Source organism: Sphingomonas sp. Ell38C01, from assembly GCF_055231975.1.
Genome location: NZ_JBUYVA010000001.1, coordinates 2,711,230 through 2,727,824, shown reverse-complemented (window position 1 = coordinate 2,727,824; position 16,595 = coordinate 2,711,230). Strand labels below are relative to the sequence as shown.

General features: G+C 67.4%; 19 protein-coding genes and 1 tRNA gene. 15 read left to right on the top strand and 5 right to left on the bottom strand.

The annotated features are described in order from the left end of the window. Window positions 1–70 precede the first annotated feature (70 nt). The 3 genes from ACV7NO_RS12890 to ACV7NO_RS12880 are packed head-to-tail and all read left to right on the top strand — an operon-like array spanning window position 71 to window position 2,591. A complete protein-coding gene (locus ACV7NO_RS12890; RefSeq protein WP_463406384.1) occupies window positions 71–808 on the top strand; it encodes a hypothetical protein in 738 nt (245 codons plus the stop codon). Continuing rightward, entirely contained in the window at window positions 805–1,989 is a 1,185-nt protein-coding gene (locus ACV7NO_RS12885; RefSeq protein WP_463406383.1) for a M48 family metallopeptidase, read from the top strand. The genes ACV7NO_RS12890 and ACV7NO_RS12885 overlap by 4 nt, the downstream gene beginning before the upstream one ends. Continuing rightward, the gene (locus ACV7NO_RS12880; protein WP_463406382.1) at window positions 1,986–2,591 is read left to right on the top strand and encodes a hypothetical protein; all 606 of its coding nucleotides are present in this window, start codon (window positions 1,986–1,988) and stop codon (window positions 2,589–2,591) included. The genes ACV7NO_RS12885 and ACV7NO_RS12880 overlap by 4 nt, the downstream gene beginning before the upstream one ends. Before the next feature lie 137 nt (window positions 2,592–2,728). Here the strand turns inward: ACV7NO_RS12880 and ACV7NO_RS12875 are convergent, their stop codons facing one another. Further along, complete coding sequence (locus ACV7NO_RS12875; RefSeq protein ID WP_463406381.1) at window positions 2,729–2,911, bottom strand: hypothetical protein; 183 nt, start codon at window positions 2,909–2,911, stop codon at window positions 2,729–2,731. Window positions 2,912–2,915: 4 nt separating this feature from the next. Then, window positions 2,916–3,077, bottom strand: a complete 162-nt coding sequence (locus ACV7NO_RS12870; protein ID WP_463406380.1) for a hypothetical protein — start codon at window positions 3,075–3,077, stop codon at window positions 2,916–2,918. Window positions 3,078–3,186: 109 nt separating this feature from the next. Here ACV7NO_RS12870 and ACV7NO_RS12865 point away from each other — a divergent pair. The 9 genes from ACV7NO_RS12865 (at window position 3,187) to ACV7NO_RS12825 (ending at window position 10,675) form a co-directional block, all read left to right on the top strand. Beyond that, window positions 3,187–3,271 (top strand) — tRNA-Leu (locus ACV7NO_RS12865). A gap of 61 nt (window positions 3,272–3,332) precedes the next feature. Beyond that, window positions 3,333–4,973: a trigger factor gene (gene tig, locus ACV7NO_RS12860; RefSeq protein ID WP_463406379.1), complete on the top strand. Its 1,641-nt coding sequence runs from the start codon at window positions 3,333–3,335 to the stop codon at window positions 4,971–4,973. 197 nt (window positions 4,974–5,170) lie between these two features. Beyond that, window positions 5,171–6,106, top strand: coding sequence for a glycosyltransferase family 2 protein (locus ACV7NO_RS12855; protein WP_463406378.1), 936 nt, complete (start codon window positions 5,171–5,173; stop codon window positions 6,104–6,106). Between the two features lie 112 nt (window positions 6,107–6,218). After that, window positions 6,219–6,866: an ATP-dependent Clp protease proteolytic subunit gene (locus ACV7NO_RS12850; protein WP_463407343.1), complete on the top strand. Its 648-nt coding sequence runs from the start codon at window positions 6,219–6,221 to the stop codon at window positions 6,864–6,866. A 114-nt stretch (window positions 6,867–6,980) separates the two neighbouring features. After that, entirely contained in the window at window positions 6,981–8,246 is a 1,266-nt protein-coding gene (gene clpX / locus ACV7NO_RS12845) for an ATP-dependent Clp protease ATP-binding subunit ClpX (RefSeq protein WP_463406377.1), read from the top strand. A gap of 184 nt (window positions 8,247–8,430) precedes the next feature. Further along, the gene (locus ACV7NO_RS12840) at window positions 8,431–8,625 is read left to right on the top strand and encodes a hypothetical protein (protein WP_463406376.1); all 195 of its coding nucleotides are present in this window, start codon (window positions 8,431–8,433) and stop codon (window positions 8,623–8,625) included. Further along, window positions 8,625–8,882: a hypothetical protein gene (locus ACV7NO_RS12835; protein WP_463406375.1), complete on the top strand. Its 258-nt coding sequence runs from the start codon at window positions 8,625–8,627 to the stop codon at window positions 8,880–8,882. The genes ACV7NO_RS12840 and ACV7NO_RS12835 overlap by 1 nt, the downstream gene beginning before the upstream one ends. Before the next feature lie 84 nt (window positions 8,883–8,966). Beyond that, the gene (locus ACV7NO_RS12830) at window positions 8,967–10,091 is read left to right on the top strand and encodes a calcium:cation antiporter (protein ID WP_463406374.1); all 1,125 of its coding nucleotides are present in this window, start codon (window positions 8,967–8,969) and stop codon (window positions 10,089–10,091) included. 5 nt (window positions 10,092–10,096) lie between these two features. Next, on the top strand, window positions 10,097–10,675 hold the full coding sequence (locus tag ACV7NO_RS12825) for a GNAT family N-acetyltransferase (protein WP_463406373.1): 579 nt from the start codon (window positions 10,097–10,099) through the stop codon (window positions 10,673–10,675). A gap of 68 nt (window positions 10,676–10,743) precedes the next feature. On the opposite strand, the gene ACV7NO_RS12820 is transcribed toward ACV7NO_RS12825, so the two are convergent. The 3 genes from ACV7NO_RS12820 to ACV7NO_RS12810 are packed head-to-tail and all read right to left on the bottom strand — an operon-like array spanning window position 10,744 to window position 13,243. Further along, window positions 10,744–11,316 (bottom strand): methyltransferase family protein, encoded by a 573-nt coding sequence (locus ACV7NO_RS12820; protein ID WP_463406372.1) that lies wholly within the window; start codon window positions 11,314–11,316, stop codon window positions 10,744–10,746. Continuing rightward, on the bottom strand, window positions 11,313–11,555 hold the full coding sequence (locus tag ACV7NO_RS12815; RefSeq protein ID WP_463406371.1) for a hypothetical protein: 243 nt from the start codon (window positions 11,553–11,555) through the stop codon (window positions 11,313–11,315). The genes ACV7NO_RS12820 and ACV7NO_RS12815 overlap by 4 nt, the downstream gene beginning before the upstream one ends. After that, a complete protein-coding gene (locus ACV7NO_RS12810) occupies window positions 11,552–13,243 on the bottom strand; it encodes a M1 family metallopeptidase (RefSeq protein WP_463406370.1) in 1,692 nt (563 codons plus the stop codon). Before ACV7NO_RS12810 ends, ACV7NO_RS12815 begins: the two co-directional genes overlap by 4 nt. A gap of 147 nt (window positions 13,244–13,390) precedes the next feature. Here ACV7NO_RS12810 and ACV7NO_RS12805 point away from each other — a divergent pair, with 147 nt between their 5' ends. The 3 genes from ACV7NO_RS12805 (at window position 13,391) to ACV7NO_RS12795 (ending at window position 16,529) form a co-directional block, all read left to right on the top strand. After that, window positions 13,391–13,582, top strand: coding sequence for a hypothetical protein (locus ACV7NO_RS12805; RefSeq protein ID WP_463406369.1), 192 nt, complete (start codon window positions 13,391–13,393; stop codon window positions 13,580–13,582). A 133-nt stretch (window positions 13,583–13,715) separates the two neighbouring features. Beyond that, the gene (gene lon, locus ACV7NO_RS12800; RefSeq protein ID WP_463406368.1) at window positions 13,716–16,112 is read left to right on the top strand and encodes an endopeptidase La; all 2,397 of its coding nucleotides are present in this window, start codon (window positions 13,716–13,718) and stop codon (window positions 16,110–16,112) included. A gap of 144 nt (window positions 16,113–16,256) precedes the next feature. Continuing rightward, window positions 16,257–16,529, top strand: a complete 273-nt coding sequence (locus ACV7NO_RS12795) for an HU family DNA-binding protein (RefSeq protein WP_463406367.1) — start codon at window positions 16,257–16,259, stop codon at window positions 16,527–16,529. The last annotated feature ends 66 nt before the right edge of the window (window positions 16,530–16,595 follow it).

The window sequence follows — 16,595 nt, the reverse complement described above, 5'->3', positions numbered from 1 at the left end:
GCGGACCGGTACAGCGACATAATAGCCTTTCGCGAACACCGCCTTCGGGCATCGTGTGACCGGGGGGCTCATGATCCGTTTCGTCGCTGCGCTGGCGTTGGCGCTGCTCGTCGTGCCGATGTCGGCCGACGCGCGGATCAAGCTCGATCGCGACTTCCGTTTTCCGGCGGGCAAGCCGGTGCGGATCGTGGTGCTGCGCCCCGACGTGAAGGTGGGGACTATGGGCGCGGGCGGCGTCGAGGAGGCAAATGCCGACTGGACCGCGACCGCGCGCGGCAAGCTGACCGCGCAGCTGGAGGCGAATCGCAAGGGTAGCGGGCAGGTGGTGGTGTTCCTGCCCGACCAGGACGGCGAGCGGGGGCAGCTAGTCGCGGACTATCAGGCGCTGTTCCGCCTCGTTGCGGGGGCGGTGGTGTCGCACACGATGACGCCGGGGGCGTCGCTGCCGACGAAGAAGGACCGGTTCGACTGGACGCTGGGCGGCGGAGCGACGCGGCTGGAAGAGATCGGCGGGGGTGACTATGCGCTCTTCCTGTCGACGCGCGACGCCTACGGGACTGCGGGGCGCAAGGCGATGCAGGTGTTCGCGGCGCTGATGTTCGGCGCGCCGATGCAGGCCGGGATCCACCAGAGCTATGCCGCGCTGGTCGACCTGAAGACGGGGCGGCTGGTGTGGATCAACGTCGATCCGGGATCGGGCGGCGACGTGCGCACCGACGAGGGCGCGACGAAGCGGATCGGGCAGTTGATGAACGACTTCCCGCTGGTCGAGGGTGCGGTGGAGCCCGCGAAGGTCGCGGCGCAGTGATCGCGCGCCTCGCGCTGGCGATCGGGACGGCGGCGCTCGTCGCGGCGGCGCCGGTCCAGACCGATTTCAGGACGCCGGTCGGGGCCGGCTACCAGCCCGCGGACAAGGACGAGCGCGGACTGTGGATGCAGGTCGAGGAAGCGGAACGGCTGGTGAAGACCAGCGCGTTCACGATCCACGACGCCGCGCTGGAGGGCTATGTCCGCGGGGTGTTCTGCCGGGCCGTCGGCGCCGGGCGATGTGCGGGGGTGCGGATCTATCTAGTGCGCACGCCGGTGTTCAACGCCAGCATGGCGCCGACGGGGATGATGATCTTCAATTCGGGGCTGCTGCTGCGGCTGCGCAACGAGGCCCAGCTGGCGGCGATCCTGGGGCATGAATATACGCATTATGCGAACCGGCATTCGCTCCAGGGGTTTCGTGACGTCAAAACGAAATCGACCGCGATGGCGTGGATCGCGATGATCCCGGTCGGCGGCTATGCGGCCGCGGCGGCGATGACCGCGGTACAGATCGGGATGCTGTCCAGCTTCTACCGCTTCTCGCGGTCGATGGAGGCGGAGGCGGATGCGGGGTCGATTCCGCTGATGGTGCAGGGCGGGTACGACCCCGCGCAGGCGTCGCGGGTGTGGGAGCAGCTCCGCGCCGAGATGGATGCGACCGCTACGGCGCGCGGCAGGCGCAGCCGCAAGGACGACGATCGCGGCCTGCTGGCCACGCACCCGCCGACTGCGGACCGGCTGGCCGCGCTGAAGCTGATGGCGGAAAATGTCCCGGTCGATGCCGCGCGGACCGACGGGCGGGCGGCGTATCGCGCGGCGGTGGCGCCGTGGTGGCCGCGGCTGGTCGACGACCAGATCAAGCTCAACGACTTCGGCGCGACCGACTTCCTGCTCGGCACGCTGGCGGAGGACGGCTGGACCACGGACCTGCTCTATGCGCGCGGCGAACTGTATCGGACGCGCGGGAAGCCCGACGATCTGGTCGCGGCGGCGGGGTTCTACGCCCAGGCGATCGCGTTGCCGGGGGCGGTGGCGGAGTGCTGGCGCGGGCTGGGGCTGGTGCAGGTGCGCGGCGGGGACGAGACGGCGGGACGCGCGGCGCTGGCGCGGTATCTTGAGAAGAAGCCCGAGGCGCCGGACCGGTCGATGATCGCGATGATCGCGGGGGAGGAAAATTGAGGCGCAGGATCGTGGTCATGGCGCTGGCGTTGGTCGCCACGCCGGCACTGGCGTACAAGCTGGTGCCGCACGGGCAGCGGGTGGCGGTGGCGAAGTCGATCCTGACGGTCGAGCCGCCGATCGACTGGAACCGGATGCAGTTCCGGCCGGGCCGCTACGCCGAATCGTGGACGTTGGACGGGATCCCGCTCAACGAGGTGACCTTCTATGGTGGCGTCGAGAGCGGGCGGACGCTGTTTCGCGAGATCGACCGGAAGAACCGGCCGCTGCCGCATTTCTCCACCTCAATGCTCGCGACCGACGTCGTCCAGTATTTCGAGGCGAGCTACCGGATCGCGGGCGGATCGGCGTTGTTCGAGGTCGGCCACGTCGAGCCGGCGACGTTCGCCGGGCTGAAGGGGTTCCGGTTCGAATACAGCTTCACGCTCGAGGGCGAGGAGGTGAAGCGGCGCGGGGAGGGCACCGGTGCGATCGCAGGGAGCCGGTTGTACCTGATTACGTACGAGGCTCCGGCCTTGCATTACTACGAGCGAAACCTGGCGGATTACCGGGCGGTGGTGGCTTCGGCGAAGCTGTCGGTGCCTTCGGTACAGGTACGGTAGGTTTGTCATCCCCGCGGAAGGGGGTATCCATCTCGTACCGTTTAGGCCCGTCGCGGCTTTGATCGTTCGTCCGACGTTCGGGAGATGGATCCCCGGTTTCGCGGGAATGACGCTTTCGCGGGAATGACGGGGTGGGCTTACTGCGCATCTTCGTTCTGGTTGCGCACTTCGCCTTCGGTCAACGCATCGGGCTCGCCGCCAACTTCGCCGCGTTTTACCGCGTCGGCTCGAGCCTCGACCGCCTGCTCGATGTCGGAGCGGGGGTCCTCGTTCGCATCGGGAAGGCTGTCGACGGGGTCGGGATTGCGTGTGTCGGTCATGGCGTCAGATCTCCGCGGGTTGCTGCGTGCCGGGATCGCCGGCGGGCGTGCCGGGGGATGGCTGGTCGAAATCGGGGGCGGGCACGTCGATCTCCGGCGGCGGTGCGTCGGGCTGGACGGGCTGCGAGGCGGGGACGGGGCTTTCGGGGGGGGGCTGGGTAGCCATCGGGCATCTCCTTCGCCGGGCTCAACGCCCCGTGGGCGCAAGCGGTTGCGGCAGACTTGCTCCTTTGCGCCGGGACGTATAGGAGCCCGCGACCGGCGGTGTCCGACGAGCGGGCGTGGCGGAACTGGTAGACGCAGCAGGTTTAGGTCCTGCCATCGCAAGATGTGGGGGTTCGAGTCCCTTCGCCCGCACCAGTCCCCGCGCAAGCGCGAAGCGGGGAACACCACCAAACGACATTCCAGACGAAGGCTGAGCATGCAGACTGTCGAGACGCTGAACGAGGGGCTGAAGCGGGCCTATACTCTCACGATCGCCGCCAAGGACATCGAGAGCCGGGTCGATGCCGAGATCAAGCGCGTCGCGCCGCAGGTCAGCCTGCCCGGCTTCCGCCCCGGCAAGGTGCCCGCGAACTTGGTCCGCAAGCGGTTCGGCGATTCGATCCTTCAGGACGCGTTGAACACCGCGATTCAGGAAAGCATCCAGACGCTGATGGCCGAGCAGCAGCTTCGTCCCGCGACGCAGCCCTCGGTCGAGCTGGCGGACGGCTATGCGCCCGGCAAGGACGCCGAGCTGAAGGTGGCGCTCGAGGTGCTGCCGCAGGTGCCCGCGCCCGCGATCGACGCGTTGAAGCTCGAGCGGCTGACGGTCGCGGTGGACGAGGCGGCGGTCGACGCGCAGCTCCAGAAGTTCGCGGACCAGTCGAAGGCGTGGGACGACGCCGAGGCGGCCTATGAAGCGAAGACGGGCGACCTCGTCACCGTCGACTTCGTCGGCAAGACCGCCGACGGCGTCGCGTTCGAGGGCGGCACCGGCGAGGACATGGCGGTCGAGCTGGGCTCGGGTCGCCTGATCCCGGGGTTCGAGGACCAGCTGGTCGGGATCAAGACCGGCGAGGACCGCGTGCTGAACGTGACCTTCCCCGAGGATTATCCTGCCAAGGAGCTGGCCGGCCAGCCGGCCACGTTCGACATCACCGTCAAGTCGGTGAAGACCGCGGGCGAGAGCAAGATCGACGACCAGCTCGCCAAGAATCTCGGGCTCGAGAGCCTGGAGCAGCTGCGTGGTCTGCTGAAGGGGCAGATCGAGCAGGAGCATAACGGCCTGACGCGCACGCACATGAAGCGCAAGCTGCTCGACCAGCTGGCTGACGGCCACGACTTCGAGGTGCCGCCTTCGATGGTCGAGGCGGAGTTCGCGCAGATCTGGCAGCAGCTGGAGCATGAGGCGACGCACGAGCCCGATCCCAAGGCCGCGATGGAAGAGATGGAGGCCGAGCGCGACGACTATCGCAAGATCGCCGAGCGTCGCGTCCGCCTGGGCCTGTTGCTGTCCGAGATCGGGCAGGCCAACGGCGTCGAGGTGACCGCGCAGGAAATGAACCGGCTGATCGCGCAGGCCGCGCAGCAGTACGGTGCGGACGATCGCCAGCGCTTCATCCAGTATATCCAGCAGGAGCCAATGGCGGCCGCCCAGCTGCGCGCGCCGCTGTACGAGGACAAGGTCGTCGACTTCCTGTTCGACAAGGCCGAGGTGACCGACCGCGAGACGACCCGCGAGGAGCTGGAAGCCGCGATCGAGAGCGAGGACGGTTTCGCAACCGGCACGCACACCCACGATCACGACAATCACAAGCCCAAGGCCGCCAAGAAGGCGTCGACGAAGAAGGCTGCCAAGCCGGTCGCCGAGGGTGACGATGCGGCTGTCGAGGCTCCCGCGGGCGAGGAGGCTCCGGCCAAGAAGCCGCGCGCCAAGAAGGCGGCGGCGCCCGTCGAGGCGGAGACTGCGGTCGTGACGAGTTCGCCCGACGCCGCGGAAGCGGCCGAAGGCACCGAGGCTGCGGATGCGCCGGTGAAGAAGCCGCGCGCGAAGAAGGCGACGGCGAAGACCGAGGCGTAGGCCTTTCCATATCCGGGTTGGCACCTTCGGGATCTGACGAGGGTCGTACCCCGGCGCAGGCCGGGGTCCAGTTGCACGGCAGTGGTGCTTATTCACTGCTGACACCGCAACTGGGCCCCGGCCTGCGCCGGGGTATCTCATGATGGAGGCGATCAGCTATGCGTGAACCGGCTGGCTTGGTCGATGAAGGGGGGATCGTGTTTCGCGCATCGCAGATCGCAGTCCTGCTGCCCTGCTATAACGAGGAAGCCGCGATCGCGCAGACGGTCGCGGGGTTCCGCGCCGCGCTGCCGGGGGCGGCGATCTACGTCTACGACAACAACTCGTCCGACCGGACCGTCGAGGTCGCAGCCGCAGCGGGTGCGATCGTCCGGCGCGAGCGGATCCAGGGCAAGGGCGCGGTAGTGCGGCGGATGTTCGCCGATGTCGACGCCGACATCTATGTGATGGCCGATGGCGACGCGACCTATGACGCGAGCGCCGCGCCTGCGCTGGTCGACCTGTTGACGTCCGAGCAACTCGACATGGTCGTCGGCAGCCGGGTCGCGGATGCGACGCTGGCGTATCGGCGCGGGCATCGGTTCGGCAACGCGCTGCTGACGGGGATGCTCGCGCGGCTGTTCGGGCGGAGTTTCACCGATATCCTGTCGGGTTACCGGGTGTTCTCCAGGCGTTTCGTGAAGAGTTTCCCGTCGCTGAGCGCGGGGTTCGAGATCGAGACCGAGATCAGCGTCCATGCGCTGGAACTCAAGATGCCGATCGCGGAGATCGAGACCGCGTATTTCGCGCGGCCCGAGGGGTCGGCATCGAAGCTGAGCACCTATGGCGACGGGTGGCGGATCCTGCGGACGATCGCGACCCTGTACCGGATCGAGCGGCCCTTGTGGTTCTTCGGCGCGGCGGGCGTGGCGGTCGCGGCGCTGGCGGTGCTGCTGGCGATCCCGCTGGTGCTGACGTATCTCGATACGGGACTGGTGCCGCGGTTCCCGACCGCGATTCTTGCGACGGGCCTGATGATTCTGGCGTTTCTCAACGGTTTCGCAGGGCTTATCCTCGATACCGTCGTGCGCGGGCGGCGCGAGGTGCGGCGACTGGCGTATCTGCAGCACCGGGCGCCGGGTTCGCCCACTTGAAGTCCTATAAAGAAGCGCCGATGTTGTCGGTTCTGAGGGCATAAGAGAGATTTTCATGCACAATCCGTTCGACACCGGGCCGTTCGAGACCGGCGACTTCGCGCAACCGTTGATGAATGCCGGCGTCGGCCTCCGCCGGACCGAGGCGGGTCTGGTGCCGATCGTGATCGAGCAGTCGAATCGCGGCGAGCGCAGCTTCGACATCTTTTCGCGCCTGCTGCGCGAGCGCATCATCTTCGTGACCGGCGGGGTCGAGGACGGCATGGCGTCGCTGATCTGCGCGCAGCTGCTCTTCCTCGAGTCCGAGAACCCGAAGAAGGACATCTTCATGTACATCAACTCGCCGGGCGGTGTCGTCACGGCGGGCATGGCGATCCACGACACGATGCAATATATCCGTCCGCGCGTCGGCACGCTGTGCATCGGGCAGGCGGCGTCGATGGGCAGCTTCCTGCTGTCGGCGGGCGAGCCCGGCATGCGCGTCGCGACGACGAATAGCCGGATCATGATCCACCAGCCTTCGGGCGGTGCGCAGGGCATGGCGGCGGACATCGAGATCCAGGCGCGCGAGATCCTGCGGATGCGGCACGACCTGAACGTGCTGTATTCGAAGTATACCGGCAAGCCGCTGGCGGAAATCGAGCACGCGATGGACCGCGACAAGTTCATGTCGGCGGAGGACGCCAAGGCGTTCGGGCTGATCGACGAGGTGTTCGACAAGCGTCCGCAGCCGTCCGACGATACGGCGCTGGCGGCCTGAGACGGCCCGAACCCGTCTCGCGATATTACGGCATTGCCGTTTCGCGTCCGGCCGGGCTACCATGCCCGGCCAACAACCACGCGCGCCCTTGCCGGTGCGCGAAGAGGTGATTGAATGACCAAGCTCTCCGGCGGTGACTCCAAGAGCACGCTCTACTGCTCGTTCTGCGGCAAGTCGCAGCACGAGGTCCGCAAGCTGATCGCCGGGCCGACGGTGTTCATCTGCGACGAGTGCGTCGAGCTGTGCAACGACATCATCCGCGAGGAAACCAAGTCCGCGCTGGTGAGCAAGAAGGACGGTGGCGTGCCGACGCCGCAGGAAATCTGCGACGTGCTCGACGACTATGTCATCGGCCAGAAGCAGGCCAAGCGCGTGCTGTCGGTGGCGGTTCACAACCATTACAAGCGGCTGAACCATGGCGCGAAGGGCGCCGATGTCGAGCTCGCCAAGTCGAACATCCTGCTCGTCGGGCCGACCGGGTGCGGCAAGACGCTGCTGGCGCAGACTCTGGCGCGCATCCTCGACGTGCCGTTCACGATGGCGGATGCGACGACGCTGACCGAGGCGGGCTATGTCGGCGAGGATGTGGAGAACATCATCCTCAAGCTGCTCCAGGCGTCCGACTACAATGTCGAGCGGGCACAGCGCGGGATCGTCTATATCGACGAGATCGACAAGATCAGCCGCAAGGCGGAGAACCCCTCGATCACGCGCGACGTGTCGGGCGAGGGCGTGCAGCAGGCGCTACTCAAGCTGATGGAGGGCACCACCGCGTCAGTGCCGCCGCAGGGCGGGCGCAAGCATCCGCAGCAGGAGTTCCTGCAGGTCGATACGACGAACATCCTGTTCATCTGCGGCGGTGCGTTTTCGGGCCTCGAGAAGATCATCGGCGACCGATTGCAGGGCAAGTCGATCGGGTTCGGCGCGTATGTCGCCAGCCCCGAGGAGCGCCGCACCGGTGAAGTGCTGCGCTCGACCGAGCCCGAGGATCTGCTGAAGTTCGGGCTGATCCCCGAATTCGTCGGCCGCCTGCCGGTGATCGCGACGCTGGAGGATCTCGATATCCCGGCACTCGTGAAGATCCTGAGCGAGCCGAAGAACGCGCTGGTGAAACAGTATCAGAAGCTGTTCGAGATGGAGCAGGTGGGGCTCGGCTTCACCGACGAGGCGCTGGTGTCGGTCGCCAAGAAGGCGATCGAGCGCAAGACCGGTGCGCGCGGCCTCCGGTCGATCCTGGAGGCGATTCTGCTCGACACGATGTTCGACCTGCCCGGCATGGACGGCGTCGACGAGGTGATGATCGACAAGGACGTGATCGACGGCCGCAAGGAGCCGGTCCGCGTCTATGCCGAAAAGAAGAAGGCGGGCGACGCCGCCTGACCGGCGGGGTCGCGGAGAGATGGGCGGGCGTCGGGAAACCGGCGCCCGTTTTGCGTCGTCGCCGAGTCGTTTCGTTACCGGTTCGGGGCTGGGCGTGCTATAGGATGCCCATCGCGTCCCTCCGTCTGGCACGGACGTGACTGAGAGAGGCTTGTGCTCCCGCTTCACGATGGGGAGCCTGGCGATGATCGTCGAGGATATCAGATATTTCGGCGCGCGGGCGCGGCAGTCCGGCGTGGCGCGTGATGCCGCGAAGAGCAGCGGTGCCCGTCATATCCATGCCGAACTGGCGACGCGATACCAGCGGATGGCGAACGTCCGCCTGGCGACCGGTCGCGGCGACGATGCCGAGATGCGCGTGAACGGGGATCGCGTTTGATGGATGCGACGACGCCCGCGGCCACCGATACGGCCATTTCCACCTCGCGTGCGATCAACATCGATGCGTCGCGCACGCACGTAACCGCGATGTGCGCGAAGCATGATGCGACGATCACCGCGATCGAGGATCTCATCTCGGGCGGCACCCGCGTGGTGCTGATGAACGGCGAGTCGGCGGCACGTGTCCGCGCCGCTTATGGCGCGAAGGTGATGACGGGTGCGGTGGTGCGAACCCGGTGGGTTCGCAACGTCTGAGGGTCCGTCGGATCTTTTGCCCCGGGGATTGAACCTTCGGGAATGCCGTGCATTCGTTGAGGTAACGAAACGTACGGGAAATCCATGGCCAACGACGACGCGATAGTTCCGCAGTCCGCCAAGCGCGCGCTGCTCAACCGGCTGGTCCTGCCATGGTGGACGATCGCGTTCCCGGTACTGGGGCTGGTCGCGGTGATCGCCAACCTCGTGAAGATGGGAACGCCCGGGACGATCGCCGCGGCTGCGATCCTGATCGGCAGCGTGCTGGCCGCGGTCCATCATGCCGAGGTGGTCGCACACAGGGTCGGCGAGCCGTTCGGGACGCTGGTTCTGGCGGTCGCGGTCACGGTGATCGAGGTGTCCCTGATCGTGTCGCTGATGCTGTCCGATTCGGGCGATGCGTCGAGCCTCGCGCGTGACACCGTGTTCGCCGCGATCATGATCATCATCAACGGCATCGTCGGACTGTGCCTGCTGGCGGGGGGCTTGCAGCATGGCGAACAGCGGTTCACGCTCCGTGGCGTGAGCGCGGCGCTGTGCGTGCTGGCGGCGATGGCGGTGCTGTCGCTGGTGCTGCCCAATTACGTGTCGAGCGCGCCCGGGCCGACCTATGCGCCATCGCAGTTGATCTTCGTCGCGGTCGTTTCGTTGATTCTCTACATGACGTTCGTGCTGGTCCAGACGGTGCGGCACCGCGAGTATTTCCTGCCAGACGAAGACATGCCGAAGGACGCGCATGCCGAACCGCCGTCGGACGTGACCGCATGGACCGCGTTCGGGGTGCTGCTGGTGGCGCTGGTATCGGTCGTACTGCTCGCCAAGGACCTGTCGGCGACGGTCGAGCGCGCGATCCTGAACGCGGGGCTGCCGCTGGCGATCGTTGGCGTGGTGATCGCGGCGCTGGTGCTGGCGCCGGAGAGTCTGGCGGCGTATCGCGCGGCCAGGCGCAACCGGTTGCAGACGAGCCTGAACCTCGCGCTCGGCTCGGCGCTGGCGACGATCGGTCTGACTATCCCGTCGGTCGCGATCGTGTCGCTGGTGCTGGACCTGCCGCTGTCGCTGGGGATCGATGCGAAGAGCATTACGTTGCTGGTCCTGTCGCTGTTCACGATCACGCTGTCGCTGGGGACCGGACGCACGACGATCCTTGGGGGTGCGGTGCATCTCGTGATCTTCGCGGCATATCTGTTCATCACGGTCATCCCCTGACCGACATGCGTCTGGCCGTCCGATCGGACCGCAACGCGGTCGCCGCGATGCTGGCTCGGGCGTTCGCGGACGATCCGGCGATGGCCTATATCTTCCCCGACCCTGCCGATCGCGCTCGCCGGTTGCCGCGGTTGTTCGCGCTGCTGTTCGACAGCGACGGGCAGGCGGGGATGCGGCTGTCGAGTGCGGCGGGCGAGGCGGCGACGCTGTGGCGCGGGCCGGGGCAGGCGGATACGGGCATGTGGGAGATGATCGTGCATGCGTGGCCGCTATGGCGGGCGCTGGGGGGATCGGTGCGGCGGGCGCTTGCGGTGTCCGACGCGATCGCGCGCCACATGCCGCGCGAGCCGGTGTGGTATCTGCACGTCGCGGGAGTCGACCCGGCGGCGCAGGGGCGTGGGCTGGGCGGGGACCTGATCCGCGAGGGGTTGCGGCGGGTAGCCGGGAGGATGCCGGCGTATCTGGAAACCGCGACCGAGCGGAATCTGGGCTTCTATCGGTCGCTGGGGTTCGTGCTCGTCGACGAGTGGCAGGTGCCGCGCGGGGGGCCGCGATTCTGGTCGATGCTGCGCGCGGCCGGGTAGGGGGCCTGACGCCGAGGGCTTGCGTGGCTGGAGGGAGATCCCGGCTTTCGCCGGGATGACGGGTGTCGCTAGAACAGTCTTGGAACGAACCGGGCGACGCGGGTGGCGTAGTCGTCATAGGCGGAACCGAACTTCTCGCGCAGTAGGCGTTCTTCCTCTGCGACGCGGAGCCCTGTGCCGAGCGCGTAGAGCGGGATCGCGAGCAGCAGGCGCGGTGCGAGGCCGAGCGCGACCGTGGTGGCGGCCATCAGCAGGAACAGCGCGACGTAGATCGGGTGGCGGACATAAGCGAACGGGCCGCCGGTGACGAGCGCATGATCGTCGCGGGTGCGCGCGACGACGCTCCAGTTGCGGCCCATCGTCCGTGTCGCGGCGGCGAACAGCCAGATCGCGGCGATCATCGCGATCGCCACCCCGACGGCCAGCGCGAGCGCGGGGACGCCGAGGGGATCGAGCGCGACGCGCCCCACGCCGGTGCAGGCGTACGCGAACGCGGCGCCCTGGATCGCGATGCCCGCGATCGAGCCACGCGAGCGGATGGCGCCGGCTTCGGTGGTCCGCCGCGTCCGGGCGACGAGATAAGCGACGAAGAAGCCCAGCAGGCCAAGCGCGGCGACCGCGATCACGGGAAGCGCGGTCATCCGCGAGGACTCTGCGCGGCGGCGAGCGCGAGCCCGGCAGCGATCTGGACGAGCGCGTAGAGGCGGCGGCGGGCGGGGCGGCCGACGAAGGGGGCAACGGTGCGTTCGGCGCCGAGCGCGTCGTCCTTCCACAGATCGACATGGCGCGTCGGCTGGACGAGCGCGACGAGGCCGTCGCCGACCATGAAGATCGCCGCCATCTCGGCGATGCGCGGCGGCAGGTTGGAGCGTGCGGTCATGGCTTCGGCCTCGGGGTGTCGCGCCACGCCTGGAACTGCTCGACCGCGATGCTGCGGCGGAGGATGCGGGCTTGCGGATCGATCACGACATGCGCGTCGGGGGCGAGCGCGATCGTCGCGCGGCCGGCGGGCATCTCGACGCGGCGGACGACGCCGTCGACCGCGATCTCGACGGGCATCGGGAACGCGCCGCCGGCCTTCCATTCGAGCGTCAGCGCGGCGGGGGTGCGGGCCTGGACCAGATCGGGCAGCGGGGCACGGCGCAGATAGGCGTCGAAGAACCAGCGCAGGTCGCTGCCCGTCGCGGCGTCGACGAGGCGCTGGAAGTCCGCGGTCGAGGCATAGCGGGGGGCGAAGTTGCCGGGTTTCGGATCGGGGCGGCCGTAGACGAGGCGGCGGGTGGCATCGAAGAAGGCGGTGTCGCCGATCAGCCAGCGCAACGTGTGGAGCATCCACGACGCCTTGTAGTAGATGTCGGTGCCCGCGCCGCCGAGCGAGGGTTCGTACACCTCCTCCTCGGTCATCATTCTGCCGCGGACGATCGGGGCCTTGTTCGCGATCAGGTTGCGCTCGGTATCGAGCATCACCGCGTAGCGCGCGTCGCCCTCGCGCCAGCGCGCGTAGAGCGGCTGCATGTAGGTCGCGAAGCCCTCGTGGAGCCAGTAATCGTCCCAGTTCGCCGCGGTCAGCTGGTTGCCGAACCATTCGTGGCTGAACTCGTGATGGAACAGCCAGTCGAACCCCTCGGGGGCCTTGGCATAGGCGTTGCCGTAGGCGTTGATCGTCTGGTGCTCCATGCCCTTGTGCGGGGTCTCGACGACGCCGACCTTCTCGTCGCCGAAGGGATAGGGGCCGATCGTGCGTTCGAAAAAGTCGAGCGCGGGGGCGAATTCGGCGAACAGCGCCTCGGCCTTCGCCTTCTCGCCGGGCAGATACCAATAGTGCATCGGGATCGTGTTGCCGAAGCGGCTGCGATAGGTGCCGGCAACCTCCTCGTACGGGCCGACATTGAGCGCGATCGCGTAGGTGTTGGGTTGCCTGGCGCGCCAGTGCCACGTCGTGCGTCCGTCGGGAAACGTGTCGACGCCAAGCAGCGTGCCGTTCGAAGGGGCCTTGAGCCCTTTCGGCACGGTGACGTGGAGCGTGGCGAGCGCTGGCTCGCCGGTCGGGTGATCGAGGCAGGGCCAGAAGAGGTCGCAGCCATAGCCCTCCGCGGTGGTCGCGAACCAGGTGCGGCCGTCGGGGGTCTTCGACCAGACCATGCCGTCGTCCCAGGGCGGGTTGACCGCGACGTGCGGCGTGCCGCCATAGGCGATCCGCGCGGTGACCGTGGCGCCCGCGGGGATGCGCGACGGCAGCGTGATCGTGAGCTTGCCCTCGGGATTGCGCCACGCGGTGCGCGCGAGCGGGGCGCCGTCGATCGCAATCGCGGTGACGGGCAGGTTGCGATCGAGATCGAGGACGAGGCGGTCGAGCGGCGCCTTCGCGGCGAAGGCGAGCGTGGCGATGCCGTTGAGCGTCCGGGTGTCGGGCAGCACCTTGAAGGCGAGGTCTGCCGAATCAAACCGCACGCGCGTCTGGTCGGGGTCGATCGCGCCGCCCGATCGCTGGGTCTGCGCGGTGAGCGGGGGCTCGCCCTTCTTCGGGAGCGTAGCGGCGGCGGCGAGCGCGAGGAGGAGAGACAGCATCGCTGACACTGTCGCCGCCATGGAGGCCGATCGCAAGCGAAGTTGCGGAACGCGGGCGTAACGAGGGGAACCGCTGCACTGCATCATGATTTGGATCAGGGCTTTCCCAAGCGTCCCAGCCATTCTTTCAATCGAAGGACAACCGCCATGAAGACGATCCTCGTTCCCGTGCTCCTCCTTGCCGCAGCGACCTCGATGTCCGCCTGCTCGACGCTGCGCGGGGCGGCGATCGGTGGCGCGGGGGGTGCGGGCGTCGCCGCTGCTACGGGCGGTGACGTCAAGAAGGGTGCCGCGGTGGGCGGCGTCGGCGGTGCGGTGGTGGGCACCGTGGTCGACTGACGTCCGGAGAGCCGGCGGCGCGACCGCGGCGGCGCCCCGCCGGCGATCGTTTCGACGCCCGATTGATGGATGCTCCGAATACCCCATATAAGGGGATGACAGTCCGTCCGATCGAGACGGCGCCGGAGCATCCATGACCCAGACCTATCCCGTTCTTCCGTTGCGCGACATCGTGGTCTTCCCGCACATGATCGTGCCGCTGTTCGTCGGCCGCGACAAATCCGTCGCCGCGCTCGAGGCGGCGATGGCGGCCGACAAGGAGATCTTCCTCGTCGCGCAGCTTGACCCCGCGAACGACGATCCGGTGCGCGACGACCTGTATACCATGGGCGTCACCGCCACCGTGTTGCAGCTTCTCAAGCTGCCCGACGGCACCGTCCGCGTGCTGGTCGAGGGCAAGCAGCGTGCGACGATGGAAACGCTGGAGGAGACGGACGGCTATCTCGTCTCGACGATCGCACCGATCGAGGATCGCGTGGTCGAGGGCCCCGAGGTCGCGGCGCTGATGCGTTCGGTCGTCGACCAGTTCGAGAATTACGCCAAGCTCAACCGCAAGCTGCCCGCCGAGACCGCGGTGCAGCTGTCCGAGATCGTCGAGGCGGCGAAGCTGTCCGACGCGATCATGGCCAACATCTCGGTCAAGGTCGCGGAGAAGCAGGGGCTGCTGATGGAGGCCGATCCGGTCAAGCGGCTGGAGATGGCGTATGCGCTGATGGAGGGCGAGCTGGGCGTCCTGCAGGTCGAGAAGAAGATCAAGTCGCGGGTCAAGCGGCAGATGGAGAAGACCCAGCGCGAATATTATCTCAACGAGCAGTTGAAGGCGATCCAGCGCGAGCTGGGCAACGAGGGCGAGGAAGGGGACGGCGACGAGATCGCCGAGCTGACGCAGAAGATCGCGACGCTCAAGCTGTCGAAAGAGGCGCGGACCAAGGCGACCGCCGAGCTGAAGAAGCTCAAGACGATGGCGCCGATGAGCGCCGAGGCGACCGTCGTGCGCAACTATCTCGACGTGCTGCTGGGGCTGCCCTGGGGCAAGAAGACCAAGGTGAAGAAGGATATCGCCGCCGCGCAGGCGATCCTCGACGAGGATCACTATGCGCTGGAGAAGGTGAAGGACCGGATCATCGAGTATCTGGCGGTGCAGGCGCGGACGAACAAGCTGAAGGGGCCGATCCTGTGCCTCGTCGGTCCGCCGGGCGTCGGCAAGACCTCGCTGGGCAAGAGCATCGCCAAGGCGACGGGGCGCGAGTTCATCCGCCAGTCGCTGGGCGGGGTGCGCGACGAGGCGGAGATCCGCGGGCACAGGCGGACCTATATCGGCTCGCTGCCGGGCAAGATCGTGACGAACCTGAAGAAGGCGGGCGCGAGCAACCCGCTGTTCCTGCTCGACGAGATCGACAAGCTGGGCCAGGATTTCCGCGGTGATCCGGCGTCCGCGCTGCTCGAGGTGCTCGATCCCGAGCAGAACGGGAAGTTCAACGATCACTATCTGGAGATCGACATCGATCTGTCGGACGTGATGTTCGTGACGACCGCGAACACGCTGAACCTGCCGCAGCCGCTGCTCGACCGGATGGAGATCATCCGGCTGGAGGGCTATACCGAGGACGAGAAGGTCGAGATCGCGGAGCGGCACCTGATCGCCAAACAGATCGAGGCGCACGGACTGAAGGACGGCGAGTTCGTGCTGACGAACGCGGGTCTGCGCGCGCTGATCCAGAAATACACGCGCGAGGCCGGCGTGCGCACGCTGGAGCGCGAGATCGCGCGGCTGGCGCGCAAGGCGCTGCGCCAGATCCTGGAGGGCAAGGCGACGAGCGTGACGATCACGCCCGACAACCTGGCCGACTATGCCGGCGTGCAGAAATACCGCCACGGGCTGAGCGAAACCGAGGACCAGATCGGCGCGGTCACCGGGCTCGCCTGGACCGAGGTGGGCGGCGAGCTGCTGACGATCGAGAGCGTGACGGTGCCCGGCAAGGGCGCGGCGAAGGTGACGGGCAAGCTGGGCGACGTGATGAAGGAGTCGATCGAGACCGCGTTCAGCTTCGTCAAGGCGCGCGCGCCGAGCTATGGCATCAAGCCGAGCCTGTTCAACCGCAAGGACGTGCATATCCATCTGCCCGAGGGCGCGGTGCCCAAGGACGGGCCGTCGGCGGGAATCGGGATGGTGACCTCGATCGTGTCGACGCTGACGGGCACGCCGATCCGTCGCGAGATCGCGATGACCGGCGAGGTGACGCTGCGCGGGCGCGTGCTGCCGATCGGCGGGTTGAAGGAGAAGCTGCTGGCGGCGCTGCGCGGGGGCATCGAGACGGTGCTGATCCCGGCGGAGAACGAGAAGGACCTCGCTGAGATTCCGCAGAACATCAAGGACGGGCTGAAGATCGTCCCGGTCAGCCATGTCGACGAGGTGCTGCGGCTGGCGCTGACCGAGCCGCTGGAAGCGATCGAGTGGACCGAGGCGGACGAGCTGGCGGCGCTGCCGCCCGCGCCGATCCCGCCGGTGGGCGCGCAGCTGCACCATTGACGACGATACCGTCCGATCCGATCCGCATCGGATCGGGCGGATTCGTTTGACAGGCACGGGGCAGTCGATCTTATTGGGCGCTTGGGATTCGCCGTGCGAATCCTTCCAATTCGTAGCGTCAGAAGTAAACGGGGGTTTGTACGCATGAACAAGCAGGAGCTGATCGCGACCGTCGCCGATCGTTCGGGCCTGGCCAAGGGCGATGCCGGTCGCGCGGTGGAAGCGGTGTTCGACACCATCTCCGCCTCGCTCAAGAAGGGCGACGAGGTGCGGTTGGTCGGCTTCGGCACGTTCTCGATCTCGAAGCGCAAGGCCTCGACGGGGCGCAACCCGCGCACCGGCGAGCCGATGACGATCAAGGCCTCCACCCAGCCCAAGTTCAAGGCGGGCAAGGGGCTGAAGGATTCGGTGAACTGAGACTGGACAGACGGGAAGGCCGGTTATAGAGGCCGCCTTCCGGTTTTATCCGGCCGGTTTTTCCGG